Origin of the sequence: Enterobacter sp. 01-M-02-SI-ECC (assembly GCF_047530595.1) — a bacterium.
GTDB lineage: Bacteria > Pseudomonadota > Gammaproteobacteria > Enterobacterales > Enterobacteriaceae > Enterobacter > Enterobacter cloacae_M.
This window is the reverse complement of sequence record NZ_JBLKCZ010000001.1, coordinates 161,461-187,962: the sequence shown is the minus strand read 5'-3', so window position 1 is coordinate 187,962 and position 26,502 is coordinate 161,461. Positions and strand designations below refer to the sequence as shown.

The following is a 26,502-nucleotide window of genomic DNA, read 5'->3' as shown; positions in this document are numbered from 1 at the left end:
ACTTTGGTTGCTCACAAAGAAAAGAGTGGCGGCGCAAAACCGCTATTTAGTTTTATATACAACGAATTTCTACGTAATCAGCTTTTTATGCTGACTTTCATTCGGAGGAGTATTACTACTTTAGAGGGAGGGGGTATTGCGTCGTATCAATTCCGCGGCATAAAAAAAGCGCCTAAAGGCGCTTTTTTGTTGTGAGGCAAAGAATTAGCCAATGTACTGCTGGCCTTTCATGTATGGACGCAACACTTCAGGGATCTCAATACGACCATCTGCCTGCTGATAGTTTTCCAGCACGGCAACCAGCGTACGGCCCACAGCCAGACCAGAACCGTTCAGGGTATGCACCAGACGGGTTTTCTTGTCAGATTTGCTGCGGCAGCGTGCCTGCATACGACGCGCCTGGAAATCCCAGACGTTAGAGCAGGAGGAGATTTCACGGTAGGTGTTTTGCGCAGGCACCCACACTTCCAGATCGAAGGTTTTGCAGGCGCCAAAGCCCATATCACCGGTGCACAGGGCCATACGACGGTACGGCAGACCCAGCAGCTCCAGCACTTTCTCAGCGTGACCGGTCATCTCTTCCAGCGCGTCCATGGACTCTTCAGGACGGACGATCTGCACCATCTCAACTTTGTCGAACTGGTGCATACGGATCAGACCGCGCGTATCGCGACCGTAAGAACCTGCTTCAGAACGGAAGCACGGAGAGTGTGCCGTCAGCTTAATTGGCAGGTCGTCTTCATCGATTATCTCATCACGCACGAGGTTAGTCAGCGGCACTTCAGCGGTTGGGATCAGCGCGTAGTTGCTGCTGTCTGCTTCCTCGTCCAGCGGACGGGTATGGAACAGATCGCCGGCAAATTTCGGCAGCTGACCCGTACCGTACAGCGTATCGTGGTTGACCAGATACGGCACGTAGGTTTCGCTGTAGCCATGCTGCTCGGTGTGCAGATCCAGCATGAACTGCGCCAGCGCGCGGTGCAGATGGGCAATCTGGCCTTTCATCACCACAAAACGGGAGCCGGTCAGCTTAACCGCTGCCGCAAAGTCCAGCCCCGCGTGCATTTCGCCCAGCGTCACGTGATCGCGCACTTCGAAGTCAAACTCACGAGGCGTACCCCAGCGTTTCACTTCAACGTTGTCGTTTTCATCTTTGCCGACAGGCACGCTGTCGTCAGGAATATTCGGGATAGCCAGGGCAATATCACGAATCTCGGCCTGAAGAACGTCCAGCTCAGCTTTTGCCTGATCCAGTTCTTCACCCAGTTTGTTCACTTCCAGGCGTAATGGCTCAATATCTTCCCCGCGCGCTTTCGCCTGGCCGATGGATTTCGATCGAGAGTTACGCTCTGCCTGCAGATTTTCAGTTTGTACCTGCAGAACTTTACGACGCTCTTCGAGAGCGCGCAGCTTATCTACATCCAGCTTAAAGCCCCGGCGTGCCAGTTTTTCAGCGACTGCGTCTGGCTCATTACGCAGCAGATTGGAATCGAGCATGCTTATCCTGTGCTTATCGAATTAAAATAGGAAAATGTGACCACAGCCTGCGGCCACAAGGATACATTGCCAACATTACCGCAACGATTGAACTAACGGTAGCGTTTTATAGGGCTATTTTGATCCTGTCCGGCGAGCCAGGTGAGCTTTTCACCAATCTTGCCTTCAAGACCTCTGTTTGTGGGGTGATAATAGCGCGTTTGTGCCATCTCCTGCGGGAAATATTCCTCCCCGGCAGCGTAGGCATTGGGTTCATCATGAGCGTAACGATACTCCTGCCCATATCCCATCTCTTTCATCAGTTTGGTCGGCGCGTTACGCAGGTGAACCGGCACATCGTAGTCCGGACGTTCACGCGCATCGGACATCGCCGCTTTAAACGCGGTATAAACCGCATTACTTTTCGGCGCACAGGCCAGATAGACAATTGCCTGCGCAATGGCTCGTTCGCCTTCCGCGGGCCCAACGCGGGTGAAGCAATCCCAGGCCGACAGTGCAACCTGCATGGCGCGAGGATCGGCATTGCCGACATCTTCTGACGCAATCGCCAGACAGCGACGCGCGACATATAACGGATCGCCGCCCGCAGTGATAATACGCGCGTACCAGTAAAGCGCCGCATCCGGCGCGCTGCCGCGCACGGACTTATGCAGCGCCGAGATCAGGTCGTAAAAACGGTCGCCTTTGTTATCGAAACGCGCGCTGCGCTCCCCCGCAATTTCGGTGAGCAGTTCCGATTTCAGCACCCGCTTCCCTGCATCGTCGATTTCGGCCATATCGGCCATCATTTCCAGCGTATTCAGCGCACGACGCGCATCGCCGTTGACCAGCTCGGCAATTGCACGACGCGTGTCGTCAGGCAGAACGATATCCTGTCCGCCGTAGCCGCGCGCTTTGTCGTCCATCGCCTGGGTGAGAACCTTTTCGATATCATCGGTGGTGAGCGATTTGAGCAGGTAAACGCGCGCGCGGGAAAGTAGCGCCGAGTTCAGTTCAAACGACGGGTTTTCGGTGGTCGCACCGATGAAGAAGATCGTGCCATCTTCAATATGCGGCAGGAAGGCATCCTGCTGGCTCTTGTTGAAGCGGTGGACTTCGTCCACGAAGAGGATGGTGCGCCGCCCGGCATTGCGGTTCTGCCGCGCACGCTCGATCGCCTCACGGATCTCTTTCACGCCGGAGGTGACCGCCGAGATACGTTCGACGTCCGCGTTGGCATAGCGGGCGATCACTTCTGCAAGCGTAGTCTTGCCGGTGCCAGGGGGTCCCCAGAGGATCATGGAGTGAAGATGCCCCGCCTCAATGGCGCGCGGCAATGGCTTACCGGCAGCCAGCAGATGCTGCTGGCCGATGTACTGCGCTAAATTTTCTGGCCGCATACGGGCGGCCAGAGGTTGAAACGCGTTATCTGAAAAATCGAGCGACAGATTGCCCACTCATGCCTCTTACTTATTGCGTTGGTCGTCCACCGTTACGCCCTGCGGCGGGGTAAAGGTGAATTTCGAAGCATCAACGGCGCCGTTCTGCTGAGACTTGAGCTGGTAGCTGCTGCGCTGATCGTCCTGCTCAACCGCGCCGAACTGATTAATCGTACCGTTGGTGCTTACGTTAATGGTGAACTGCTTCAGGTTGCCGTTGCTGCCTTTCGGCGTCAGGACAAACTCGTCACCCGTCTGTTTAATATTGTACTGCTGCCAGTCGCTGGACTGGTTACGAGCAATCAGCATAAACGGCGTATTGCTGGTGGCATCTTTCAGCCAGGTCGCCGTTGCCTGCTCAACGAACGGGTTGAAGAACCATAAGGTTTTACCGTCAGAGACCAGGATGCTTTCATCCGGCTGGGTCATGTGCCAGTTGAACAGATTCGGGCGTTTTACCCACAAATCTCCCTGACCTTCCTGCACCGCGTTGCCGCTGCCGTCCGTCACTTTTTGCGTGAAGCTGGCGTGGAAGCTGCTTACTTTATCCAGTCGGCTTTTAAGGTCGCTGGCCGCATCAGCCCAGACGCTGCTGGCGACAAAACTGGTGAGTAATGCACAGGCGATGGCGATTTTTTTCATTGTTATTCCTTAAAATACGTCTTCCCGATATGGGGTTTCCGTCTTCTATTCTGGACCTGCCCGAAGGCAGGCGACAGAAGAAAATGCTTAATTTTGGCTGATTTACCCTTCTTTGCAATCGCTGAAGGCTAATCAAACGGCGGCGGTGCCAGCACCTCGCGGTTACCGTTATGCCCCTGCTCGCTCACAATGCCCTGCGCTTCCATCTGCTCGATGATACGCGCTGCGCGGTTATAGCCAATTCGGAACTGGCGCTGCACGCCAGAGATTGACGCTTTGCGTTTTTCGGTAACGAAGTTAACCGCCTGATCGAATAACGGATCCAGCTCTTCGCCGCCGTCGAAGCCACCGCCGCCGCCTTCGCTTTCCGTATCGCTGGTGATGCCGTCAACATATTGCGGACGACCGCGCGCTTTCCAGTCCTGCACGACGGCGTGTACTTCCTCATCGCGGACGAACGCACCGTGAACGCGCACCGGAGAGGTGGAGTTCGGGCCTGAATAGAGCATGTCACCCATACCCAGCAGCGACTCTGCGCCGCCCTGGTCAAGAATGGTACGGGAGTCAATTTTACTGGATACGGTAAAGGCGATACGCGTCGGAATGTTCGCTTTGATAAGACCGGTGATAACGTCCACGGAAGGACGCTGGGTCGCCAGCACAAGGTGAATACCGGCCGCACGCGCTTTCTGCGCCAGACGGGCAATCAACTCTTCTACTTTCTTACCGACGGTCATCATAAGGTCAGCGAATTCATCAACCAGCACGACGATATAAGGCAGCTTTTCCAGCACCGGATGCTGAGCATCCATGCTGTCACCCGGCTTCCAGTAAGGATCCGGGATCGGACGCCCCATGCGCACAGCCTGGGCGATTTTCTCGTTATAACCGGCCAGGTTACGCACGCCTAACGCAGACATCAGCTTGTAGCGGCGTTCCATCTCATTGACGCTCCAGCGCAGGGCGTTGGCGGCGTCTTTCATGTCGGTGACCACTTCGGTCAGCAGATGCGGGATGCCTTCGTAGACCGAAAGTTCGAGCATTTTCGGGTCGATCATGATGAAACGCACATCTTCCGGCTGCGCTTTATAGAGCATGCTGAGGATCATGGCGTTCACACCGACAGACTTACCGGAACCGGTAGTACCCGCTACCAGCAGGTGAGGCATTTTGGCAAGATCCGCAACGACCGGATCGCCAGCGATATCTTTACCCAGCACCACCGTCAGCGGAGAGGGGTTATCGCGGAATTTGGTGTTATCCAGCACTTCGCGCAGGTAGACGGTCTGACGTTTCTTGTTCGGCAGCTCAAGACCAACGTAAGGTTTACCCGGTATCACTTCCACCACACGCACCGCCACGGTCGACAGAGAACGCGCCAGGTCGCGGGACAGGTTGGAAATACGCGCGGCTTTAACGCCGGGTGCCAGGTTCAGTTCAAACCGGGTGATCACCGGACCCGGCGAGTAGTTCACCACGTCCGCCTTGATGCGGAAGTCAGCCAGACGAGCTTCCACCAGACGCGCCATCTGCTCAAGCGCGAAGGTATCGACCGGCTCAACTTCTGACGGCGGCGGCGTTAACAGATCCAGAGACGGCAGCGGCGTGCTTGGACGCTGCAGCGGACGGCTGTCACCGTTACGCATCAGCAGCGGGTGAATCAGACTTTCCTGCGGCTGAGGCGCAGGCTGCTGGAACTGCGGTGGCTGCTGCGATTGCTGCGGTTGCTGAACAGGTTGATGCTGCTGCGCATACGGCTGCTGAACAGGCTGGTGCGGCTGCGCGTAGGCCTGTGGTGCTGGCTGCTGGCGCACAGGCTCCGCTTCCGGCATCACGCTCGGGGTAAATAACGGCTCGCTCGGGCCATCATCCACCAGATCCTTCATCGGCGAGAATTCAAAATCCGACAGCGAGAACGGATTTGCACCAGCCGGTTGCTCACCGGAATAGCGCTGCTGTTGAGTGGCAGCAAACTGGCGCGCCAGTTCTGCTTCAGCCGCGTCCTCTTCGTCTTCCAGCACCGGTTCATCGTGCTGATATTCTTCACCGTAGCGTTGATTCTGCTGCGCGGCGAACTGGCGGGCCAGCTCGTCCTGCTGCATTTCATCGGCGTCATCTTCATACTCTGGCTCGCGCGCTTTCTCTACGGCCATACGCTGGGAAGGCAGCTTGATGCCATAAGAGGCAAGCTCACGGCAGGTGGGTACACGAACGCGGTTAGGGCGAGGCAGTTGCGGACCAATCCCCTCCTTCACCTGAGGACGTGGCGTGCCCCCTGTTGCCAGGCTAAATACAGGTGCAGCTACGGCAGCGGCCGCGGTAGCCTGCTTCACGCTTTCCGCTACGGGTGCGACTGCAGGCGTCGGGTCGATCGGTGGAACGGAAACAGAAGGCGCTTTCGTCACCGGCTCCTGCACCGGTTCAGGCACAGGCTGGTACCAGGCCGCCAGCTGCTCGCGTTCACGCGCGCGACGCTCTTCAACTTCTTCAAAATAGTACATCGGTGGACGAGAGGGTTTTACCTCTTCCACTATTTCAGCTTCAGGCTGCGGCTCTACATAAGGCTGCACAGGTTCAACCTTATCAGGCACATACTCCTGATAAGGTTGGGCCACAGGCTGTTCATAGTGCGGGTAATCTTGCGGTTCATACGCAGGCTGCGGCGGCTGATAAGGCTGCTGCCACTGCTCCTGCTGCACAGGAATGTAGCTTTCAGGTTCAGGCGCGATAACCGGCTCCGGCGTGTGAACGCCTGGCGCAGTCTGCCAGTCAACCTGAGGCTGCTGAATAACGGATTCCGGCGGCGAAACCGGCGCGGATGGCATCACGGCGTCGACAGGCGCGGCATACGCCTGCGCAGCGGTCGTCGCGGCTGCGGCGGCCGCAACCGGCTCGGTAACCGAATGGCCATTTAACAGCGGATCGTATTCGTCGAAGGCACCCGGAGTGGCCCGGCTCCCGGAGAAGAGCACATCGTCAGGATCGACGGCGACACCTGCAGCGCGATACGCCACCTGCTCGTCTTCATCCATGCGCTTACCGGAGAAGAGCGCCGCATCGGTTTTACGACCCAGCGGGTTGGCAAATTTCTCAGCAACACGCTGACGACGGGCCAGCGCGCCGCGCAGAATACGCGCACGACGAGACTCGCGACGCTGCACAGGCGCGTCATCTTCCTCTTCATCTTCGTATTCGTCTTCATCAACCCACGTATCGTCACGACGGGTACGGTTGCTGGCGAAGGTCAGAATGGTGAGGATAAAACTGCCGATTTTCTCGGCAATGCTCACCCAGGACCAGCCGGTGAACAACGTCAGCCCGGCCGCCCAGATACACAGCAGCGCCAGCGTGCCGCCGCTGCTGTGCAGCATCGGCTGCAGCGCAGAACTGAGTAAACTGCCGATCACCCCGCCAGAGGCGAAGTACCAGATATCATCCGCATTGATTGCCGCCAGCCCGCACGAGGTGAGGATCAGCGCCAGCGCGCCAATCAGGCGCAGCGACACGGCAAAATAGTCGATGTAATCATCGTTCTGACGATGACGCCACGCAAACCAGCATCCGCCAATGATAATAACGGGAAGGGTGTAGGCCATCACACCGAAAATGAAAAACAGCGTGTCCGCAAGCCAGGCACCGGGGACACCGCCTAAATTATGGATAGGCTCATGCCATGCAGTTTGTGACCAGCTGGGATCTGAGGGGTTGAAACTGAGTAAGGCTGCCATCAGCCAGACGGCAAAAAGGGCAATAACAATCAGCAAAGCCTCGAGGAGACGACGTCCGCTGCTTAGCTTCGATAGTGTGACTTCTTTGTCTTCAGTGTATTCCTGGCTCAAAAAAGGCTCTCCAGGTATCAGGCATATCCTGCCTTTTTGCTAAAACGGACAACAGCGCCGGGACTCCCCGGCACTGTTGCTGTATGGATTAACAGGAGTGTAATCAAACTACGCTGATTTTGCACCTGTTCCGTGTTAGCGCGTCTTAATAACCAGACGATTGCTCTGTTTGACCTCTTCCATCACCACATACGTACGGGTGTCGTTCACGCCTGGCAGACGCAGCAGGGTTTCCCCCAGCAGCTTACGGTAGGCGGACATATCAGGTACACGGGTTTTCAACAGGTAGTCGAAATCACCGGATACCAGATGACACTCTTGAATTTCTTCAAGTTTTTGTACAGCGGCGTTAAATTGCTCAAACACATCCGGCGCACCACGATTCAGAGTAATCTCAACAAATACCAGAAGTGAGGCATCCAGATAATGCGGGTTCAGCAGAGCAGTATAGCCCTGAATGAAACCCTGTCTTTCCAGTCGGCGCACACGCTCAAGGCACGGCGTCGGGGAAAGTCCCACACGTTTTGAAAGCTCGACGTTGGAAATACGCCCATCCTTTTGCAATTCATTAAGAATGTTACGATCGATACGGTCGAGATCTTTGCCAGGGCGCTTCTTGCTATCTACCATTATTATTGTCTCTCTGTATTCCTTCCCTACTCCTGCCTGGACCCTGTGCACATCACTGTTCAGAGCCTGTACCCGTTAGTCATCACATCGCCTGGTTTTGTATTAGACGCGATGCGGATTCGGGTTCTGTTGGTAAGAAGACCGTTGCCCGAAGGCAGTCACCGACATCACGTATGGCGTCTGTCCACGCCATGCGTAGATTTCACTGACCCGGTAAAAATGGCATTTACGTGCATGCCTATGCGGCATACGGTTAACGCGGTTTTTTTTCTTCCTTGAATGTTTTCGCAAAAGCGCAGGGGATTGTCAAAGCAAAACATCGTTTTTTAGTACAACATGCCGGATATTCATTACGGCAGGGTATTAATCCTCATTTTATTGCCTTACAAACGACCGGTTTTCAGGCGAAAGCGTGATGTTATAGCGCGCCACTCATCGTCCGTGGCTATTACACAGATTGATATCAAAATTGCTGCGCTCTTTTTTTACGACAACAAATTCCCTACAATCCAGCCAAATGTCTGCCAACAACAATGGGGATCTCATGGGCACGGCCAAACACAGTAAGCTGCTAATCCTTGGTTCTGGACCTGCGGGATATACCGCAGCGGTCTATGCTGCACGCGCTAACCTGCACCCGGTACTCATCACCGGAATGGAAAAAGGCGGTCAGCTGACCACCACCACCGAAGTGGAAAACTGGCCAGGGGACCCGAACGACCTGACCGGGCCGCTGCTGATGGAACGTATGCACGAGCATGCCGCTAAATTCGAAACTGAAATTCTGTTCGACCACATCAATAAGGTCGATCTGCAGAACCGTCCGTTCCGCCTGACGGGCGACAGCGGCGAATACACCTGTGACGCGCTGATCGTTGCCACCGGCGCCTCTGCCCGTTATCTCGGTCTGCCATCCGAAGAAGCGTTCAAAGGTCGCGGCGTCTCTGCCTGCGCAACCTGTGACGGTTTCTTCTACCGCAATCAGAAAGTCGCGGTCATCGGCGGCGGCAACACCGCCGTAGAAGAAGCGCTCTACCTGGCGAACATTGCCTCTGAAGTGCACCTGATCCACCGTCGCGAAACCTTCCGCGCGGAGAAGATCCTGATCAAACGCCTGATGGATAAAGTGGCCAGCGGCAACATCGTGCTGCATACCAACCGTACCCTGGAAGAGGTGACGGGCGACCAGATGGGCGTTGCCGGTCTGCGTATCCGTGATACCCAGAACACTGACAACGTCGAAACGCTTGAAGTGGCGGGTCTGTTTGTGGCGATCGGTCACAGCCCGAACACCGCGATCTTCGACGGTCAGCTGGAGCTGGAAAATGGCTACATCAAAGTGCAGTCCGGCATTCACGGTAACGCGACCCAGACCAGCATCCCGGGCGTGTTCGCGGCTGGCGACGTGATGGACCATATTTATCGTCAGGCGATTACCTCTGCTGGCACCGGCTGTATGGCCGCGCTGGACGCTGAGCGCTACCTCGATGGACTGGCTGAACAAGGTAAATAATCTTTACAAGTCAGTAACAAACGTAAATAAAGGCGGCGATAAGTCGCCTTTATTGTCTCCCCGTTGTAACATTGCGCTGCCCAATTTCTAATAACGTCACCTGCAAAGTACGCAATGGAAAAAACCCGTCAACAAGAGTTAACACGCTGGCTGAAACAGCAAAGCGTTATTTCCCGCCGCTGGCTTACGATTTCCCGTCTCCTGGGGTTCGTTAGCGGTCTGTTGATTGTTGCCCAGGCATGGCTGCTGGCCCGCATTCTTAATCACATGATCATGGAGAACATCCCGCGCGAAGCGCTGTTGCTGCCTTTTATTGTCCTGATCCTGATTTTTATCCTGCGCGCCTGGGTGGTGTGGCTGCGTGAGCGCGTCGGTTTTCACGCCGGACAGCACATCCGCTACGAGATCCGCCGTCAGGTGCTCGATCGTCTTCAGGAAGCGGGGCCCGCGTGGATCCAGGGTAAACCGGCCGGTAGCTGGGCGACGCTGATCCTTGAGCAGATTGACGATATGCACGACTACTATGCGCGCTATCTGCCGCAAATGGCCCTTGCCGTCTTCGTTCCGCTGCTGATTGTGATCGCCATCTTCCCGGTGAACTGGATGGCTGCGCTGATTCTGATGGGCACCGCCCCGCTGATCCCACTGTTTATGGCGCTGGTCGGTATGGGGGCAGCGGATGCCAACCGCCGTAACTTCCTGGCACTGGGTCGCCTGAGCGGCCATTTCCTCGATCGTCTGCGCGGCATGGAGACGTTACGCATTTTTGGCCGCGGTGAAGCGGAAACCGAAAATATTCGCCGGGCATCGCAGGACTTTCGTCAGCGCACCATGGAAGTGTTACGCCTTGCCTTCTTATCCTCCGGCGTACTGGAATTCTTTACCTCGCTGTCGATTGCCCTCGTGGCGGTCTACTTTGGCTTCTCCTACCTTGGCGCGCTGGATTTCGGCCATTACGGCACGGCGGTGACCCTTTCTGCCGGCTTCCTGGCGCTGATCCTGGCCCCGGAATTTTTCCAGCCGCTCCGCGATCTGGGGACCTTCTATCACGCCAAAGCGCAGGCGGTTGGCGCAGCCGATAGCCTGAAAACGTTCCTGGAAACGCCGCTGGCACACCCGGAGCGGGGTGACGTGACGCTGAATGCTAAAGATCCCGTGACCATTGAAGCGCAGGACTTTTCCATTCTGTCACCGGAAGGCAAAGTGCTCGCGGGTCCGCTGAACTTTACCTTACCTGCCGGACAACGGGTGGTGCTCGTCGGCACCAGCGGTTCCGGTAAAAGTTCTCTGCTGAATGCGCTATCCGGCTTTATGGCCTACACGGGTTCACTGCGGATCAACAAAACCGAACTGCGCAACCTCGATCCAGACGCCTGGCGTAAACAGCTCAGCTGGGTAGGACAAAACCCCCAGCTTCCCGCCTCTACGCTGCGTGAAAACGTCCTGCTGGCGCGCCCGGACGCGCGTGAAGATGAACTGCAATCGGTGCTCGATCGCGCCTGGGTCAGCGAGTTTCTGCCGCTGCTTCCGCAGGGGGTAGATACCGTTGTCGGCGATCAGTCCGCCGGGCTGTCGGTCGGACAGGCGCAGCGTGTGGCGGTTGCCCGCGCGTTGTTGAATCCTTGCCAACTGATGCTGCTGGATGAGCCCGCCGCCAGCCTGGACGCCCACAGCGAACAGCGCGTAATGGAGGCCCTGAACGCCGCCTCCCGGCAGCAAACCACCCTGATGGTCACCCATCAGCTGGAGGGGATTGCCGACTGGGACCAGATCTGGGTCATGGAGAACGGCCGTATTGTTGAGCAAGGCGATTACGCCTCTCTCGTTGCCGCGCAGGGACCGTTTGCCGCCCTGCTGGCGAACCGTCAGGAGGACATCTGATGCGTGCTCTGCTGCCTTATCTTGCGCTCTATAAACGCCACAAATGGATGCTGACGCTGGGGATTGTGCTGGCGATTGTCACACTGCTCGCCAGCATTGGCCTGCTCACGCTTTCCGGCTGGTTCCTGTCGGCCTCGGCCGTTGCGGGCTTTGCCGGTTTATACAGCTTCAACTATATGCTCCCGGCTGCCGGTGTTCGCGGTACCGCCATCACGCGGACTGCCGGACGCTATTTCGAACGGCTGGTCAGCCACGACGCCACTTTCCGCGTGCTGCAGCACCTGCGCATCTACACCTTCAGCAAACTGCTGCCCCTCTCCCCTGCCGGGCTGGCGCGTTTTCGTCAGGGTGAGCTACTTAACCGTGTCGTTGCGGATGTCGACACGCTGGATCACCTTTACCTGCGCGTGATTTCCCCGATCGTGGGCGCGTTTGTGGTGATTGTGGTGGTCACGCTGGGGCTGTCTGTTCTGGATGTTTCCGTTGCGCTGACGCTGGGCGGGATCATGCTGCTGACGCTCATCATTCTGCCGCCGCTGTTTTACCGCGCCGGGAAATCGACCGGGGAAAACCTGACGCGCCTGCGCGGAGACTACCGCCAGCAGCTCACCTCCTGGCTTCAGGGGCAGGCAGAGCTGACGATTTTTGGCGCCAGCAAGCGCTATCGCGCCCGGATGGAAAGTACGGAGCTTAACTGGCATGAGGCACAGCGCCGCCAGTCGGAGCTGACGGCCTTCTCTCAGGCGCTGATGATGTTAATCGGCGGCGTGGCGGTGATTGCCATGCTGTGGCTGGCTTCCGGCGATGTCGGGGGGAATCCACAGCCGGGTCCACTTATTGCCCTTTTCGTCTTCTGCGCGCTGGCGGCGTTTGAGGCGCTAGCCCCGGTAACGGGCGCCTTCCAGCATCTGGGCCAGGTGATCGCCTCTGCCCTGCGCATCACGCAGATTGCCGAGCAGGAGCCTGAAGTCACGTTCAGTGCCGGGCAGACCGCGGTACCAGAGCAGGTTGCGCTGACGCTTGAAGATGTCACCTTCGCCTATGACAAACAGGCGCAGAACGCGCTGGACGGTATCAACCTTTCTGTTAACGCAGGTCAGCGGATGGCGATCCTCGGCCGTACCGGCTGCGGTAAATCGACGCTGCTGCAGTTGCTGACCCGCGCCTGGGATCCGCAGCGCGGCCATATTCGTTTTAATAACACGTTGCTGACCGATTTCAGCGAGCAGGCCCTGCGCAAGACGGTGAGCGTCGTTCCGCAGCGCGTGCATCTGTTTAGCGCCACCCTGCGCGATAACCTGCTGCTGGCCGCGCCAGAGGCCTCTGATGATGCGCTTCGCGCCGTGCTGGAGCAGGTCGGGCTGCAAAAACTGCTTGAGGACGACGGGCTGAACAGCTGGCTGGGCGAAGGCGGCCGTCAGCTCTCGGGCGGTGAACTGCGCCGTCTGGCTATTGCGCGCGCGCTGCTGCACGATGCGCCGCTGATGCTGCTCGACGAACCCACCGAAGGGCTGGATGCCACAACCGAAAGCCAAATCCTTGATTTACTGGCGAATGTCATGACAGGCAAAACCGTGCTGATGGTCACACACCGCCTGCGCGGACTGGCGAGTTTTGATCGGATAATTGTGATGGACAACGGACACATTATTGAGCAAGGTAGTCACGCAGAGCTGTTGGCGAAACAAGGTCGCTACTACCAGTTTAAACAGCGTCTGTAGACTATATTTGTAGCGTCCTCACTCGCGTACTGGAGTTTTGCTGTCATGCGCCTGGTCCAGCTTTCTCGTCATAACATCGCGTTCCCTTCTCCGGAAGGGGCGCTGCGTGAGCCCAACGGGCTGCTGGCCCTCGGCGGTGACCTCAGTCCCGCTCGACTATTAATGGCGTACCAGCGCGGTATATTCCCCTGGTTTTCCCCCGGCGATCCGATTTTATGGTGGTCCCCCGATCCGCGTGCCGTGCTGTGGCCAGCGCAGTTTCACGCGAGCCGCAGCATGAAGCGTTTCCATGCGAAATCACCCTACCGCGTCACCCTCAATCACGCCTTTGGTCAGGTCATTGAAGGCTGTGCCGAAGACCGCTATGAAGGGACATGGATAACCCGCGATATCATTACCGCCTACCTCCAGCTCCATGAGCTTGGCTACGCCCACTCCATCGAGGTGTGGGAAGGCGGAGCACTCGTCGGCGGCATGTACGGCGTGGCGCAGGGGACGCTGTTTTGCGGCGAGTCGATGTTCTCTCGTGCGGTTAACGCCTCGAAAACCGCGCTGCTGGTCTTCTGCGAGGCGTTTGCCCAGCGCGGCGGACGCCTGATCGATTGTCAGGTGCTCAACGAGCACACGGCCTCCCTGGGTGCTGTTGAAATCCCGCGACGCCAGTACATCGAACAGTTGGATGCCAGCCGTCAGGAGAAGCTCCCGCGCGACTTCTGGATACCGAGAACGCTCTTTATGCCCAATGCCTAAATGTTTTCCGCATATTTTTTGTGAGGGTGTTATAATTATGCCGCAGAGTAGCTTCTGCCTGTTGCCCCGCCGCCGTTTGGGACCCTCGCTTCAGATAACGTCCTGACGTTTATCCTGTTGTCTCCCCTTTACGAATGCGCTTCCTGTTCGGTTGTACCGTGACGCTTGGGCAATGCGCCGAAACTGTTTTGCTGCGTTTTAATCGCGCAATTCTTTACTTAATTGATGAATTTCGGCATTATCTTGCCGGTTCAAAACTTGGTAGTGATACCCCAGAGGATTAGATGGCCAAAGAAGACAATATTGAAATGCAGGGTACCGTACTTGATACGTTGCCTAATACCATGTTTCGCGTAGAGCTGGAAAACGGTCACGTGGTAACTGCGCACATCTCCGGTAAAATGCGCAAAAACTACATCCGCATTTTGACGGGCGACAAAGTGACTGTTGAACTGACCCCGTACGACCTGAGCAAAGGCCGCATTGTCTTCCGTAGTCGCTAATTGTTTTCGCCTGTAATGGCAGATGAATATTAAATAAGGCCGGGATTTTCCCGGCCTTACTTTTTTTGTGCTGCAGGTGATTATTTGAACAATTATTTAGCCGTTCGTTTCAGCGTCAGGCTGTCTGGTCGACAGCAAGGCCAGCCACTGTAAGTGACCGACATTAGCAGCCGCAATGCCCTTTTAATGGCTGTGTCTGGCTATGCTATCAGCCGTTTGCCACCTGATAACCTATATTTATCAAAGCATCAAGCTCGTCTTTTGCAAACAACCTTGCCCGATAGCATTCGCCAGGGAACTCTGGATAGCCATCCAGCGAGCAAATCAAATCGTAGATTGTGGCAATAATATGGCCTGTCACATCGCTGATAAAGAAAGAGCGCGCATGGTTGGTGTAGATGCCATAGTAGTCACCATAATCTATTGCTGCCCCCATAAAATCAGTGAGTTGAGGAACACGATCGGAAGGTAACTCGAAACTTTCGTGAGCCTGGGTTGCTGTATTGGCGACGAGATCAACAGCATAGAAAACGACTCTCGCAGGATCGGTTTTGTAAAAAACAGCCGTTGAATCAAGCGTAATATCTCGAGTAACTGCATTGCCTTCATTATCGACGCAGGAGCGATTATCAAATAGCGAAAGAACAAATTTCCCTTCAGTCTCATTGCTTAACCCAGCAAAAGCGCTATTTTTAGTGACAAATACGGTATGAGCACCATTTTCAAAATCCGCTATACCGGAAGTATCTATCTGCGTAACGCCCTGTCCTGCAGCGAAATTACTGTTAAACCCCCCTGTATTAATACTCCACAGCATCTTACCATCGGCAGGAGAAATACCAAACGTCAGGCCTGCAGAGCGAGTATGAACAACAATCGCTTCAGCATTTGCCTCACCCGCGGGGATCCAGGAAAGCGAGTTAAGGTGAGCATCGTTTGTGGGACTATTATTCAGGATCTTCGTATTATCAAAAGCACGAGTGTAATTTTTTGCCCACAGCAACACGCCTGTCTTTTCATCAAATTTTAATATTGATGCATCCTGTCGCATAGTATTGGTAGAACGGTCCGGGTTATCATTACCAATCATGAAGAGATTACCAGCTGAATCCCAGATCAGATCGTGGGTGTTAGCATAGCGGTTGCCATCGCGGTCACGTAAATCAAATTCCAGAATCTCGTTGCCCAAAATATCGATTTTGAAAAAGCGTCGCCCATACCAATGTTCATCTTCATCACTGCCGATATAGAAATAACCTTTATGCGTTTTTAGCATCTGGTTACGGTAGGGCTGAGCATAATAGCAGCGAAGATCGCCGTTCCGGTCGTAGCCATCACAATTGGTTGTCATTAACCAACTGTTTCCCCATACGGTCGTGAAGTTAGCGGGATCCGTTTGCTCAATATCGATATGGAAAATTGTCCCATCGCGGTAGAGTTGTTCCTGTGTGCTTACTTGGATGATTTGATTAAAAATTTCCACTCCGCTAAGGTTTTTAAAGATAACCTGCACTTGGTTAAGGTAGTTTGCGTACAGCCCAATAACTGGAACTTTTATCTCAGGTAAAGTGATAATGTCACTTGAAGAATACGTAAAATCTAAACTTGTCGTGCTAGTCGATCTTCCCAGAACCGTATAGGAATATGTTGCCTCTTCATCAATTATAAACTTCAGATAGACCGCAAGCTGGTTGTTAGCAGGAGCGAGATCCATTCCAAGATAGGTAATTGCCATATTATTCACCTGTTGTTAATTATTACTGTGTAACTTCTTTTACTCGCATCTCATTCACCTGTTGGGGAATGATCTTATTTCCTTTCACCAGATAATCAATAACCGCATTGGAAAGGTTATATCCACCTTTTACCTGTTTGTTCTGACCATCAATGAATGCAGTAAAGCCATCACCACCAGGGGCAAGGAAACTATTTGTCGCTACGCGATAGGTATCAGAGTCTACAATTGGCTTGCCATTAAGCGTAAGTAGCACAACGCGTTGCCCGACAGGTTTATGTTGGTCGTAGCGCATCTCCAGTCCTTTCGACATCTGCAAAACACCGTTAGTGAGTGATGCACTGTGCTCCATAAGATTTCGTAAGGATTTCCCTTTCAAATCCATTATGGTTAGCTCATTTGGAAACGGGAACGCGCTAATAACATCGCCGAGGGTTATCGGACCGGCATTCAAATCAGCACGCAGACCACCTGAATTAGTGAGCGCCAGTTGCGCATCAGGCGCAGCAGCAAGCATTGCATCGGTAAATAAATTGCCCAGCGAAGATGATTCCCCGTAGGCGCGCGTAAGCGTAACAGGCGTCTCTCCAACTTTTTGGCGAACCGTTTCGGAGAGCTTTTTATTCCAGCTATCAATAACACTCTGAGTTGCCGGATCGGGTTTCCATTCATCAGCGTAAAGGGTTTTAAGTTCGAAGCTTTTTATTTTGTTGTGATGTTTTTTTAGATCCACATCCAGGACCAGTTTACCAATATCAATCCCACCACTATCAGTCGAAAGCACCAGCGTGTTATCTACTTTAAGCGGCTCCGGCGTCCCAACATGCGCATGTCCGGTAATCAGAATATCCAGTCCTTTCACCTGTTTCGCCGTCTGGATATCCTTATCAAGGGCGCGTTTGACATCAGTATTGCCGATACTGGACTGGCGTGCAGGGAAACCTTCATGAATGAGTGCAACGGTTATATCTACTTTTCCACTTAGTTCATCCAAATAACGCTGGAGATATTTCACCTCGTCACGCGCTTCAATACCCTGACGCATTGACGATGAAACGGTATCATCGAAAGCGAATACGCCATGCAACCCAATGACCCCAATTTTAACGCCACCCTTTTCAAGGATTGTATACGGCTTATTCCAGAAAAGGACATTGCTATTTTTATAAAACACGTTACCTAACAGTATCGGGAATTTAGCCTGACTGAGCTGTATCAGCGTATTATCCCAACCATGGTCGAACTCATGATTGCCGACAGACGCAGCATCAAATGACATTGTATTCATAATATCTATGATTGCCCGCCCTTTTGTCAGGCTGCTAATGTATGGACCGGTAAAGTAATCTCCAGCATCGAAATAAAAAGTAGCCTTATTTTTTTGCTTTTCTTGCTTAACGTAAGTCGCAATATTTGCGAAGCCACCGACAGCTCTTTTACCTTCTGCAACATAAGGGAGTTTATAGGGCTCAACATGTGCATGCAGGTCATTGGTATAAATGACGGTAACGTCCTGCGCTGGACTTAGCGAAGCATATCCCGATAGTAATAAAACCGCGATTACTGTTTTTTTCATTTTTAACTCTCGAATTAAAGAAAGAATTTCATTATCGATTAGCAAAAAACAGATTTTGTGAACCTTCTCACGACATATGGAAAAGGGAGACGCGAAAATTTACGACTAACAGAATCAGTTGGTGAAGCACATGGAATCCGCTCAAAAAATAGATCTCAATGTTTGCAAAAGCTGGTCATGTCCAAATCTCGGAATACCAGATGCGAGTGATTATGTTTTTCCTGTTTATCGTCTGGGCTACGCAGCACTTGAATGTCAAAAATGTGGCAGTCTTCCTCCACTGTTTAATACAAAAGAATGTGACGAGTGGTTCAGTCAATTCATGCAACGAAAATTAGGAAATACAGGACAAGGTTGTCCCCGCTGTTTTACAGCGCACATCATTCGCTATGGATACACAAAAGCCAGAACACCCCGCTTTCAATGTTGTACCTGTCGTTATGTATTTACTCCACACTATGACAATGCTGTAGGCCTGAATAAAAATATCACCCTTCTTTCCCAGCTCGAACAAGGGGTGCACTCTGGTGAAACGACAAACCAAAGGGTGCTTGCGCAAGCGGTTAACGGGTTCGAGCGCGATCTGCATGTTTCACTCCCTGCGCTAACAAGGGTGTCAACGACCACAATGGTTATACCGTTTCAGGGTCATTCAACCAGGCAGAAACTGTATGTTGTGATCAGTGCCGATGCTGACTCCGGCAAAATTATTCAAATAACAACCAACTATTGCGACTGGAAGGCAGGTGATTCATTGCTCTATCAGGGTTCTAAGTCTTTCTCTTCTTCGATACTACCGTCGAGCGATACCGATCTTATTCGGGAGCAAGAAATGCAATTTCTTAAACGGAGTCAATTTGATGAAATTCAGTACGGTAGTGCCGAGCTTAAGCGAAACGACCGGGGAAGCATAGTCCGTCCTGTCATTACCATACACAGTCATTTCCAGCGATTAAAACGACGCTTCCCGGGTGTAACCGATCATTATCTCGCCCATGAGTGCGTTTTGCGCGGCGGGGCTATAACTGCCTGGTCAACAGAAGTCCGACTTGGAAAAACCGATCTTTGGTTTGTATCTGAAAAGAATGAAAAGGCCAACCTCTCTGACAAAGCATTTTGCCTTACAGGTAGCTGGAAAATGGGATGGTGGAAAAATGTGTGGCAGCGTTGGGATAATGGCGAGGTATGCAAGATGATTGGCCTACTGACCGGACAGCAAAGTACAGCGGAGCCCGCGTTGATTTCACTTGCATACTGCACTGCGTTTGCTGTCTGGCTGAAATCCCATCCATGGTCATTACAGTGTCATAACTATGGGGCACGGGTAGTGAGCCAGCATTTAGTGGGTCTTGGCTGTATTTATAACCAACAGATGAAGGAAAATTCAGGCAGTTAAGGGCCACATAACGCGAGCTGTACGGCGGCGAACTGCACTTTTTTTTAGTGTCATCAAAAGTTATTAACGTCTTCCTGTAACACCCACTTTTCCGAGAATTAATCCATTTGGCGTCAGAGCAACTCCCCCGACGCCTCGGATCGACGTCAGGAAATAATGTGAATTACCGTTTCTGCACTTTGAGGTGCAACGACATCTGCGGCCATCGAATGCGTAATGTTATGGAGTAGCCCAGTCAGGTGCGGCAACATATCGCGGTCAAAATGCGATACCAGCAGTATGTGGTTTAACGCCCGACAGTAATCACACTGTGCTTCGGTGTCTTCAGGCAGCCACTTTTTTTGTCTCGGTTGTTCCGCTTCGTCCTCAAATTCCACCACCTGAAAATCATGCATTGACTCTGTGAGGCCGGATTTCATTTCTTCCAGATACGCCCCAAGGCAGCGACAGATGGGCTGCGTTTGTGGGAGTGATGTGCAATCGAGGAGGATTTCGGTGAGCAATTTGCAGCGCTCTGCAAGGGTTGGGAGATCGGGGTTGAGGGAGAGTTCGCTATAAAGCGGTGAAAGATTGTTATGTTCCATTTGATTATGACTCCGTGTGAAATGATGAGATCTCCACCCGAACGCCAACTCAGGCGGCAGACTGAACCGGTTTGGCGTACCGACCCACACGGGAAAATCGGCGCTTCAAAAGAAGCCCCGGTTCAGCCCACCATAATTGAGTCTGCGGATTATATCGCTAGCTTTCAAAAGTGTGAACGAACCTGATGATAGTTGACGTATCAACATCATTTCTCGTGTGTAATCAGGACGCCAATCCTGACACCTGATTTTGCAGGTGCGCCGCCATTTTATTACTGTGGATTTATCCAGCAACTGACTTCGAAAGAAACTGGAAAGCGCCTCGCAAAATTCCTCTGCGGTCTGTTGCCCTCACCCCAGCCCTCTCCCACAGGGAGAGGGAGAAAACACTAAAAACGACAACACTGTTGTCGTTTTGTTTTACCTTGGCAGGCATAAAAAAACCGGGCAAATGCCCGGTTTTTAACATTAACGTTCAACTCACTCAGTGAGCCGCTTCCGGCTTGTGCTTCGCCGCGCTCTGGAAATCGTACGTCAGTTCGTTTTTCGCCTGATCCAGCGCCACGGTCACCTGACCGCCGTCCACCAGCGAGCCAAACAGCAGCTCGTTCGCCAGCGGTTTCTTCAGGTTGTCCTGAATCACGCGCGCCATCGGACGGGCACCCATCGCTCGGTCGTAGCCTTTCTCGGCCAGCCAGTTGCGGGCCTCCTGGCTCACTTCCAGCGACACGCCTTTCTGATCCAGCTGAACCTGCAGTTCGACGATGAACTTGTCCACCACCTGATGGATCACCTCGGTAGACAGGTGATCGAACCAGATAATGTTGTCCAGACGGTTACGGAACTCCGGCGTGAAGATCTTCTTGATCTCCTCCATCGCATCGGTGCTGTTATCCTGGTGGATCAGGCCGATGGATTTACGCTCGGTTTCACGCACGCCGGCGTTGGTGGTCATCACCAGCACCACGTTGCGGAAGTCCGCCTTGCGCCCGTTGTTGTCGGTCAGCGTCCCGTTGTCCATCACCTGCAGCAGGATGTTGAACACGTCCGGGTGCGCTTTCTCGATTTCATCGAGCAGCAGTACCGCGTGCGGATGCTTGATCACCGCGTCGGTGAGCAGGCCGCCCTGGTCAAAGCCCACGTAGCCCGGAGGCGCACCAATCAAACGGCTGACGGTGTGACGCTCCATATACTCGGACATATCAAAGCGAAGCAGCTCAATGCCCAGCGCTTTGGAGAGCTGAACCGTCACCTCGGTTTTCCCCACACCGGTTGGGCCAGCGAACAGGAAGGAACCGACAGGCTTGTGGTCATGCCCCAGCCCGGCGCGGGCCATCTTGATCGCTTCGGTTAAGGCCTCAATGGCTTTATCCTGACCAAAGACCAGCATTTTCAGGCGATTGCCGAGGGTGCGCAGCGTGTCGCGGTCGCTCTGAGAAACGCTCTTCTCAGGGATACGCGCGATGCGGGCCACCACGGACTCGATATCCGCCACGTTAACGGTTTTCTTACGCTTGCTGGCCGGCATCAGGCGCGCACGCGCCCCCGCCTCATCAATCACGTCAATCGCCTTGTCCGGCAGATGACGGTCATTGATGTATTTCACCGCCAGCTCCACCGCCGCACGGACCGCTTTCGCGGTGTAACGCACGTCGTGGTGCGCTTCGTACTTCGGCTTCAGGCCGTTGATGATCTGCACCGTTTCCTCGACGGACGGTTCGGTCACGTCGATTTTCTGGAAGCGGCGCGCCAGCGCACGGTCTTTCTCAAAGATGTTGCTGAACTCCTGGTAGGTCGTGGAGCCAATCACGCGGATCTTGCCGCTGGAGAGCAGCGGTTTGATCAGGTTCGCGGCATCCACCTGGCCACCGGAGGCCGCACCTGCGCCGATGATGGTGTGGATCTCATCGATAAACAGGATGCTGTTGGTGTCCTGCTCCAGCTGTTTTAACAGCGCCTTGAAGCGTTTTTCAAAATCACCGCGGTATTTAGTGCCCGCCAGCAGCGAGCCGATATCCAGCGAGTAGATGGTGCAGTCGGCAATCACTTCCGGCACGTCACCCTGGACAATGCGCCAGGCAAGCCCTTCGGCAATCGCGGTTTTACCCACGCCTGACTCACCCACCAGCAGCGGGTTGTTCTTGCGGCGACGGCACAGCACCTGGATCGCGCGCTCCAGCTCTTTATCGCGACCAATCAGCGGGTCGATACCGCCAACGCGAGCAAGCTGGTTAAGGTTGGTGGTGAAGTTTTCCATACGATCCTCCCCGCCTGCTTGCTCTTCATTGTTATTGACCTGATTGCTGGAATCCGATGCCTGATTAGGCTCGTCTTTGCGCGTTCCGTGAGAAATAAAGTTAACCACGTCGAGGCGGCTGACTTCGTGTTTGCGCAGCAGGTAGGCAGCCTGTGACTCCTGCTCGCTGAAGATGGCGACTAAGACGTTTGCGCCAGTCACTTCGCTACGTCCGGAAGACTGGACGTGGAATACCGCGCGCTGCAGCACGCGCTGGAAGCTGAGCGTCGGCTGCGTGTCGCGCTCTTCTTCACTGGCTGGCAGCACCGGTGTGGTTTGTTCGATGAAGGCTTCGAGTTCCTGACGTAGCGCCACCAGATCCACGGAGCAGGCTTCCAGCGCTTCGCGGGCAGATGGGTTGCTAAGCAGTGCGAGCAGTAAATGCTCGACGGTCATAAACTCATGTCGGTGCTCACGCGCTCTGGCGAAAGCCATATTTAAACTGAGTTCCAGTTCTTGATTGAGCATAGGCACCTCCCCCAATTTTATGCCTTATCAGGCCTTTTCCAGCGTACACAGCAACGGATGCTCGTTCTCCCTCGCATAGTCGTTCACCATCGCCACTTTGGTTTCCGCCACTTCGGCTGTGAAGATGCCGCAGATAGCTTTGCCACGATAATGAACGGTAAGCATCAGTTGCGTTGCACGTTCTACATCATAAGAAAAGAACTTTTGTAGCACGTCAATAACAAATTCCATCGGCGTGTAATCATCGTTCATTAACATAACTTTATACATAGATGGCGGTTTTAGCGCGTCGCGCACTTTGTCTTCCGCCAGCTGGTCGAAATCCAGCCAATCGTTGGTCTTACCCATTATGCATAACCACTTTGAATCTACCTCAGATGTTAGATAACAATCATCTATTACTGTCATCCGCGATGTCTGTCACAAACTGTTGCAATAGCGTTAACTGCTTCAAACTTTGGTTGATTATTGTCCCATCTCCAGCGCCAAACGCTTGACGACTTCTTTCGTTTCTCTAAATTGTACAAGCGTGAGATGGCGAGGTTTTGAACAGCCCCCACTCCACCACCGGTTCATTCCATCTTAACTTATAAGATTTACGAAGGATGTCGAAGCATGGAAATGGGTACTGTTAAGTGGTTCAACAACGCCAAAGGGTTTGGCTTCATCTGCCCCGAAGGCGGCGGCGAGGATATCTTCGCTCACTATTCCACCATTCAGATGGATGGTTACAGAACGCTCAAAGCCGGGCAGTCCGTCCGGTTCGATGTACATCAGGGACCAAAAGGCAATCATGCAAGCCTAATCGTACCCGTTGAAGCAGAGACGGTTGCATAGCTCTCTGTTTTATTGTGTACATCCCGCAGTCAAAATGCCAGCCCGATCGGCTGGCATTTTTATTTTCGGGTTATTCCCGAGCCAGCGCGTCCACCGGATCCAGCCGCGCCGCGTTGCGGGCGGGCAACCAGCCAAACAAAATGCCGGTAAAGGTCGAACACAAAAACGCGGTGATAATGGCAACCGGCGAGAAGCCAATCTCCCAGCCGGGTAAAAAGAGCTGGAGCGCAAACGCGATCATCATCGAGAGCGCAATGCCCATCGCCCCGCCGACCAGACACACCAGAACCGCCTCAATCAAAAACTGCTGCAGCACATCGCTGGCCCGGGCGCCGACCGCCATGCGAATACCGATCTCTCGCGTGCGCTCGGTGACCGACACCAGCATGATATTCATCACCCCGATGCCGCCGACGACCAGCGAGATCACCGCCACCAGCGTGAGAAACAGCTGAAGAGTACGTGTGGTCTTTTCCGCCGTTTTCAAGAGGCCGTCCATATTCCAGGTGAAGAAATCTTTCTTCCCGTGGCGCAGGGTTAACAGCCGTTCAAGCTGCTGTTCGGCCAGCGCGCTGTCGTAGCCCTCCTTCACGCGCACGGTGATGGAGTTGAGCCATGACTGCCCCATAATCCGCCCGGAGATGGTGGTATAGGGTAGCCAGACACGCAGGATCTTGCTGCTGCCGAACATAGACTGCTTCTCTTCCGCCACGCCGATGACCGTGGCAGGCATGTTGCCGACCAGAATCACTTCGCCCACCACGCTGGCTTTATTGGGGAAGAGCTGCCTGCGCGAGTTCGCGTCCAGTACCACCACCTGCGCCCGGCCCGCCAGCTGCTCGGCGTTGAAGGTGGCGCCTTCGCTGAAGGTCATGCCGTAGACGTTGAAATAGTCTCCGCTGACGCCGTTAGCGCTGGCGGCCACGTCAACGTTGCCCACGCGCAGACGCAGGTTCTGCGAAACCGCAGGCGTGGCGGAGTTCACCCACGGCTGCTTCTGAATTGCCGCCAGATCGTCATACTTCAGCGCCTGTTGATACTGCGGCTCGTCGTCACCAAAATCTTTGCCCGGATAGACGTCAATGGTATTAGTGCCGATGGCGCGGATATCGGCCAGCACCAGCTGCTTGGCCGCGTCGCCCACCACCACGATCGATACCACCGAGGCGATACCAATAATGATGCCGAGCATCGTCAGCAGGGTACGCATTTTGTTAGCCGCCATCGCCAGCCAGGCCATGGTCAGCGCTTCGCGAAAGCCGCTGGAGAACTGTCCCCAGCCGGTTGATGCCGGTAGCGCTTCTTTCGGCGCCGCAGCCCTGGACTCACGCGGCGGCGGGTTGCTGACCAGCTCGCCGTCGTGGATCTCAATGATTCGCTCCGCCTGCGCCGCCACCTGCGGATCGTGGGTCACGATAATGACGGTGTGCCCCCGATCGCGAAGCTGGTGCAGGATCGCCATCACCTCTTCGCCGGAATGGCTGTCGAGCGCGCCGGTCGGTTCATCCGCGAGGATCACCTGCCCGCCGTTCATCAGTGCCCGGGCAATACTCACGCGCTGCTGCTGGCCGCCGGACAGCTGCGACGGCTGGTACTCCACCCGCTCCGCCAGCCCCAGACGCGTTAACAGCATCTGCGCGCGCTCAAGGCGCTTTTTCCGTTCGACGCCCGCATACACCGCAGGCACTTCCACGTTCTGGGCCGCGTTAAGGTGAGAAAGCAGATGGTAACGCTGGAAGATAAAGCCGAAGTGTTCCCGGCGCAGCTTCGCCAGCGCGTCGCCGTCCAGCGTGGAGACATCCGTCCCGGCCACGCGATAGGTCCCGCTGGTCGGTTTATCCAGACAGCCGAGAATGTTCATCAGCGTCGATTTACCGGAACCCGACGCGCCGACAATCGCCACCATCTCGCCCGCCTCCACGCGCAGGGAGATGCCCTTCAGCACCTCCACCGGGCCGTCGCCTGACGGATAGCTGCGACGAATGTTATTTAGCTCAAGCAGCGCCGTCATTTAGCGGCTCCGGGCAGGGTTTCGCTGACAACAACCTCCTCGCCCTCTTCCAGTCCTTTCACCACCACCACGTCGGTGTCGTTGCGCGCGCCGATCACGACCTCGCGCTCGCGCGTTTCGCCGTTGCGCAGCACTTTCACTTTATAACGACTATCACCGGCGGACTCGCCGAGCGCAGAGAGCGGAATGGTCAGCACGTTCTTCACGCCGGTCAGCTGGATATGCACCTGTGCGGTCATGTCCAGACGCAGCACGCCCTGCGGGTTTGGCACCTCAAAGCGGGCATAGTAGAAGATAGCGTCGTTAACTTTCTCCGGCGTCGGCAGAATGTCTTTAAGCACGCCTTCGTAGCGCGTCTGCGGGTCGCCAAGCACCGTAAACCAGGCGTTCTGCCCCGGCTTAAGATGGATCACATCCGCCTCTGAAACCTGGGCTTTGACCAGCATGGTGCTCATGTCCGCCAGGGTCAGAATGTTCGGCGCCTGCTGCGCGGCAATCACCGTCTGGCCCTGCAGCGTGGTGATCTGGGTCACTTCACCCGCCATCGGCGCGACGATTTTGGTGTAGTCGAGGTTGGTTTTTGCCGTATCCAGCGAGGCCTGATTGCGTTTGATCTGCGCGTCAATCGTGCCAATTTGCGCCTGTTTTACCGCCAGTTCAGTGGTGGCAGTATCTAAATCCTGTTTCGAAATAGCCTGGGTTTTGGCCAGCGCCTGCTGACGGGTCAACGTTACCTGAGCCAGGTTACGTTCTGCCAGCGCCTGCGCACGCTGCGCGCGCAGCTCCATCAGCGTGGCTTCCACCTCGCGGATCTGGTTCTCAGCCTGCTCAGGATCGATAACGCCGAGCAGCTGGCCTTTTTTCACCTTGTCGCCAATCTCAACCGACAGCGTTTTCAGCTGGCCGCTGACCTGCGCCCCGACGTCAACCTTGCGCAAAGCGTCAAGCTTGCCCGTCGCGAGGACGTTTTGCTGCAGTTCGCCCGGGCGAACAATCAGCGTCTGATACTGCGGCGCCGGCGCATTCAGCACCTGCCATAGCCAGTACCCACCGGCTAAAACCACGACCGCCAGCAGCAGAAACAGCGTTCTGCGTTTTCCCTTGAGGTTCATAAATATTCCAAATAAATGTTCTGGCAATGATAAGCGTTGATTCTAACTAAACGACTCTTCAACGAAAGCCCTGTTCTCCGAAATCGTCCTAAT

19 protein-coding genes are annotated in these 26,502 nt (G+C 54.5%); 7 read left to right on the top strand and 12 right to left on the bottom strand.

What is annotated here, in order from left to right; genetic code table 11:
• Positions 1-204: 204 nt before the first annotated feature.
• From serS to lrp, 5 genes are all read right to left on the bottom strand, one after another.
• Entirely contained in the window at positions 205-1,497 is a 1,293-nt protein-coding gene (gene serS / locus ACMWLG_RS00850; RefSeq protein WP_045404115.1) for a serine--tRNA ligase, read from the bottom strand.
• A 92-nt stretch (positions 1,498-1,589) separates the two neighbouring features.
• The gene (gene rarA, locus ACMWLG_RS00845; protein WP_045404113.1) at positions 1,590-2,933 is read right to left on the bottom strand and encodes a replication-associated recombination protein RarA; all 1,344 of its coding nucleotides are present in this window, start codon (positions 2,931-2,933) and stop codon (positions 1,590-1,592) included.
• 9 nt (positions 2,934-2,942) lie between these two features.
• On the bottom strand, positions 2,943-3,557 hold the full coding sequence (gene lolA, locus ACMWLG_RS00840; RefSeq protein ID WP_023310983.1) for an outer membrane lipoprotein chaperone LolA: 615 nt from the start codon (positions 3,555-3,557) through the stop codon (positions 2,943-2,945).
• Between the two features lie 128 nt (positions 3,558-3,685).
• Positions 3,686-7,396, bottom strand: a complete 3,711-nt coding sequence (gene ftsK / locus ACMWLG_RS00835; RefSeq protein WP_414762935.1) for a DNA translocase FtsK — start codon at positions 7,394-7,396, stop codon at positions 3,686-3,688.
• A 135-nt stretch (positions 7,397-7,531) separates the two neighbouring features.
• The gene (lrp, locus tag ACMWLG_RS00830; RefSeq protein WP_000228469.1) at positions 7,532-8,026 is read right to left on the bottom strand and encodes a leucine-responsive transcriptional regulator Lrp; all 495 of its coding nucleotides are present in this window, start codon (positions 8,024-8,026) and stop codon (positions 7,532-7,534) included.
• A 544-nt stretch (positions 8,027-8,570) separates the two neighbouring features.
• Between lrp and trxB the strand changes: the two genes are divergently transcribed.
• From trxB to infA, 5 genes are all read left to right on the top strand, one after another.
• On the top strand, positions 8,571-9,539 hold the full coding sequence (gene trxB / locus ACMWLG_RS00825) for a thioredoxin-disulfide reductase (RefSeq protein ID WP_023616696.1): 969 nt from the start codon (positions 8,571-8,573) through the stop codon (positions 9,537-9,539).
• 114 nt (positions 9,540-9,653) lie between these two features.
• Positions 9,654-11,420: a heme ABC transporter permease/ATP-binding protein CydD gene (gene cydD, locus ACMWLG_RS00820; RefSeq protein WP_045354456.1), complete on the top strand. Its 1,767-nt coding sequence runs from the start codon at positions 9,654-9,656 to the stop codon at positions 11,418-11,420.
• Entirely contained in the window at positions 11,420-13,141 is a 1,722-nt protein-coding gene (cydC, locus tag ACMWLG_RS00815; protein WP_045404109.1) for a heme ABC transporter ATP-binding protein/permease CydC, read from the top strand. Before cydD ends, cydC begins: the two co-directional genes overlap by 1 nt.
• Positions 13,142-13,186: 45 nt before the next feature.
• Positions 13,187-13,891 (top strand): leucyl/phenylalanyl-tRNA--protein transferase, encoded by a 705-nt coding sequence (gene aat, locus ACMWLG_RS00810; RefSeq protein WP_045354452.1) that lies wholly within the window; start codon positions 13,187-13,189, stop codon positions 13,889-13,891.
• A 284-nt stretch (positions 13,892-14,175) separates the two neighbouring features.
• Entirely contained in the window at positions 14,176-14,394 is a 219-nt protein-coding gene (gene infA / locus ACMWLG_RS00805) for a translation initiation factor IF-1 (RefSeq protein WP_002211347.1), read from the top strand.
• 208 nt (positions 14,395-14,602) lie between these two features.
• Here the strand turns inward: infA and ACMWLG_RS00800 are convergent, their stop codons facing one another.
• Together ACMWLG_RS00800 and ACMWLG_RS00795 are read right to left on the bottom strand one after the other, a co-directional pair.
• The gene (locus ACMWLG_RS00800) at positions 14,603-16,129 is read right to left on the bottom strand and encodes an aryl-sulfate sulfotransferase (RefSeq protein WP_045404107.1); all 1,527 of its coding nucleotides are present in this window, start codon (positions 16,127-16,129) and stop codon (positions 14,603-14,605) included.
• Positions 16,130-16,151: 22 nt separating this feature from the next.
• Positions 16,152-17,705 (bottom strand): bifunctional metallophosphatase/5'-nucleotidase, encoded by a 1,554-nt coding sequence (locus tag ACMWLG_RS00795; protein WP_045404105.1) that lies wholly within the window; start codon positions 17,703-17,705, stop codon positions 16,152-16,154.
• Between the two features lie 130 nt (positions 17,706-17,835).
• On the opposite strand from ACMWLG_RS00795, the gene ACMWLG_RS00790 reads away from it, so the two are divergent.
• Positions 17,836-19,101: a hypothetical protein gene (locus tag ACMWLG_RS00790; protein WP_157844809.1), complete on the top strand. Its 1,266-nt coding sequence runs from the start codon at positions 17,836-17,838 to the stop codon at positions 19,099-19,101.
• 146 nt (positions 19,102-19,247) lie between these two features.
• Here ACMWLG_RS00790 and ACMWLG_RS00785 read toward each other — a convergent pair whose 3' ends face one another.
• The 3 genes from ACMWLG_RS00785 to clpS all read right to left on the bottom strand — a co-directional run bounded on the left by ACMWLG_RS00785 (position 19,248) and on the right by clpS (position 22,797).
• A complete protein-coding gene (locus ACMWLG_RS00785; protein WP_045403601.1) occupies positions 19,248-19,685 on the bottom strand; it encodes a hypothetical protein in 438 nt (145 codons plus the stop codon).
• 484 nt (positions 19,686-20,169) lie between these two features.
• Entirely contained in the window at positions 20,170-22,449 is a 2,280-nt protein-coding gene (gene clpA / locus ACMWLG_RS00780; protein WP_008499992.1) for an ATP-dependent Clp protease ATP-binding subunit ClpA, read from the bottom strand.
• Positions 22,450-22,476: 27 nt separating this feature from the next.
• Positions 22,477-22,797: an ATP-dependent Clp protease adapter ClpS gene (clpS, locus tag ACMWLG_RS00775; RefSeq protein WP_006174393.1), complete on the bottom strand. Its 321-nt coding sequence runs from the start codon at positions 22,795-22,797 to the stop codon at positions 22,477-22,479.
• A gap of 267 nt (positions 22,798-23,064) precedes the next feature.
• Between clpS and cspD the strand changes: the two genes are divergently transcribed.
• On the top strand, positions 23,065-23,286 hold the full coding sequence (gene cspD / locus ACMWLG_RS00770) for a cold shock-like protein CspD (RefSeq protein ID WP_006809408.1): 222 nt from the start codon (positions 23,065-23,067) through the stop codon (positions 23,284-23,286).
• Between the two features lie 70 nt (positions 23,287-23,356).
• Here cspD and macB read toward each other — a convergent pair whose 3' ends face one another.
• Together macB and macA are read right to left on the bottom strand one after the other, a co-directional pair.
• Positions 23,357-25,297: a macrolide ABC transporter ATP-binding protein/permease MacB gene (gene macB / locus ACMWLG_RS00765; protein ID WP_045403603.1), complete on the bottom strand. Its 1,941-nt coding sequence runs from the start codon at positions 25,295-25,297 to the stop codon at positions 23,357-23,359.
• Positions 25,294-26,409, bottom strand: a complete 1,116-nt coding sequence (macA, locus tag ACMWLG_RS00760; RefSeq protein ID WP_045619541.1) for a macrolide transporter subunit MacA — start codon at positions 26,407-26,409, stop codon at positions 25,294-25,296. The genes macB and macA overlap by 4 nt, the downstream gene beginning before the upstream one ends.
• Positions 26,410-26,502: the final 93 nt, after the last annotated feature.

What these genes read in the sequence shown, in the direction of transcription:
- serS (WP_045404115.1), bottom strand. Translation starts at nt 1,497, where the DNA reads ATGCTCGATTCCAATCTGCTGCGTAATGAGCCAGACGCAGTCGCTGAA.
- lolA (WP_023310983.1), bottom strand. Translation starts at nt 3,557, where the DNA reads ATGAAAAAAATCGCCATCGCCTGTGCATTACTCACCAGTTTTGTCGCC.
- lrp (WP_000228469.1), bottom strand. Translation starts at nt 8,026, where the DNA reads ATGGTAGATAGCAAGAAGCGCCCTGGCAAAGATCTCGACCGTATCGAT.
- trxB (WP_023616696.1), top strand. Translation starts at nt 8,571, where the DNA reads ATGGGCACGGCCAAACACAGTAAGCTGCTAATCCTTGGTTCTGGACCT.
- cydD (WP_045354456.1), top strand. Translation starts at nt 9,654, where the DNA reads ATGGAAAAAACCCGTCAACAAGAGTTAACACGCTGGCTGAAACAGCAA.
- cydC (WP_045404109.1), top strand. Translation starts at nt 11,420, where the DNA reads ATGCGTGCTCTGCTGCCTTATCTTGCGCTCTATAAACGCCACAAATGG.
- aat (WP_045354452.1), top strand. Translation starts at nt 13,187, where the DNA reads ATGCGCCTGGTCCAGCTTTCTCGTCATAACATCGCGTTCCCTTCTCCG.
- infA (WP_002211347.1), top strand. Translation starts at nt 14,176, where the DNA reads ATGGCCAAAGAAGACAATATTGAAATGCAGGGTACCGTACTTGATACG.
- ACMWLG_RS00800 (WP_045404107.1), bottom strand. Translation starts at nt 16,129, where the DNA reads ATGGCAATTACCTATCTTGGAATGGATCTCGCTCCTGCTAACAACCAG.
- ACMWLG_RS00795 (WP_045404105.1), bottom strand. Translation starts at nt 17,705, where the DNA reads ATGAAAAAAACAGTAATCGCGGTTTTATTACTATCGGGATATGCTTCG.
- ACMWLG_RS00790 (WP_157844809.1), top strand. Translation starts at nt 17,836, where the DNA reads ATGGAATCCGCTCAAAAAATAGATCTCAATGTTTGCAAAAGCTGGTCA.
- ACMWLG_RS00785 (WP_045403601.1), bottom strand. Translation starts at nt 19,685, where the DNA reads ATGGAACATAACAATCTTTCACCGCTTTATAGCGAACTCTCCCTCAAC.
- clpA (WP_008499992.1), bottom strand. Translation starts at nt 22,449, where the DNA reads ATGCTCAATCAAGAACTGGAACTCAGTTTAAATATGGCTTTCGCCAGA.
- clpS (WP_006174393.1), bottom strand. Translation starts at nt 22,797, where the DNA reads ATGGGTAAGACCAACGATTGGCTGGATTTCGACCAGCTGGCGGAAGAC.
- cspD (WP_006809408.1), top strand. Translation starts at nt 23,065, where the DNA reads ATGGAAATGGGTACTGTTAAGTGGTTCAACAACGCCAAAGGGTTTGGC.
- macB (WP_045403603.1), bottom strand. Translation starts at nt 25,297, where the DNA reads ATGACGGCGCTGCTTGAGCTAAATAACATTCGTCGCAGCTATCCGTCA.
- macA (WP_045619541.1), bottom strand. Translation starts at nt 26,409, where the DNA reads ATGAACCTCAAGGGAAAACGCAGAACGCTGTTTCTGCTGCTGGCGGTC.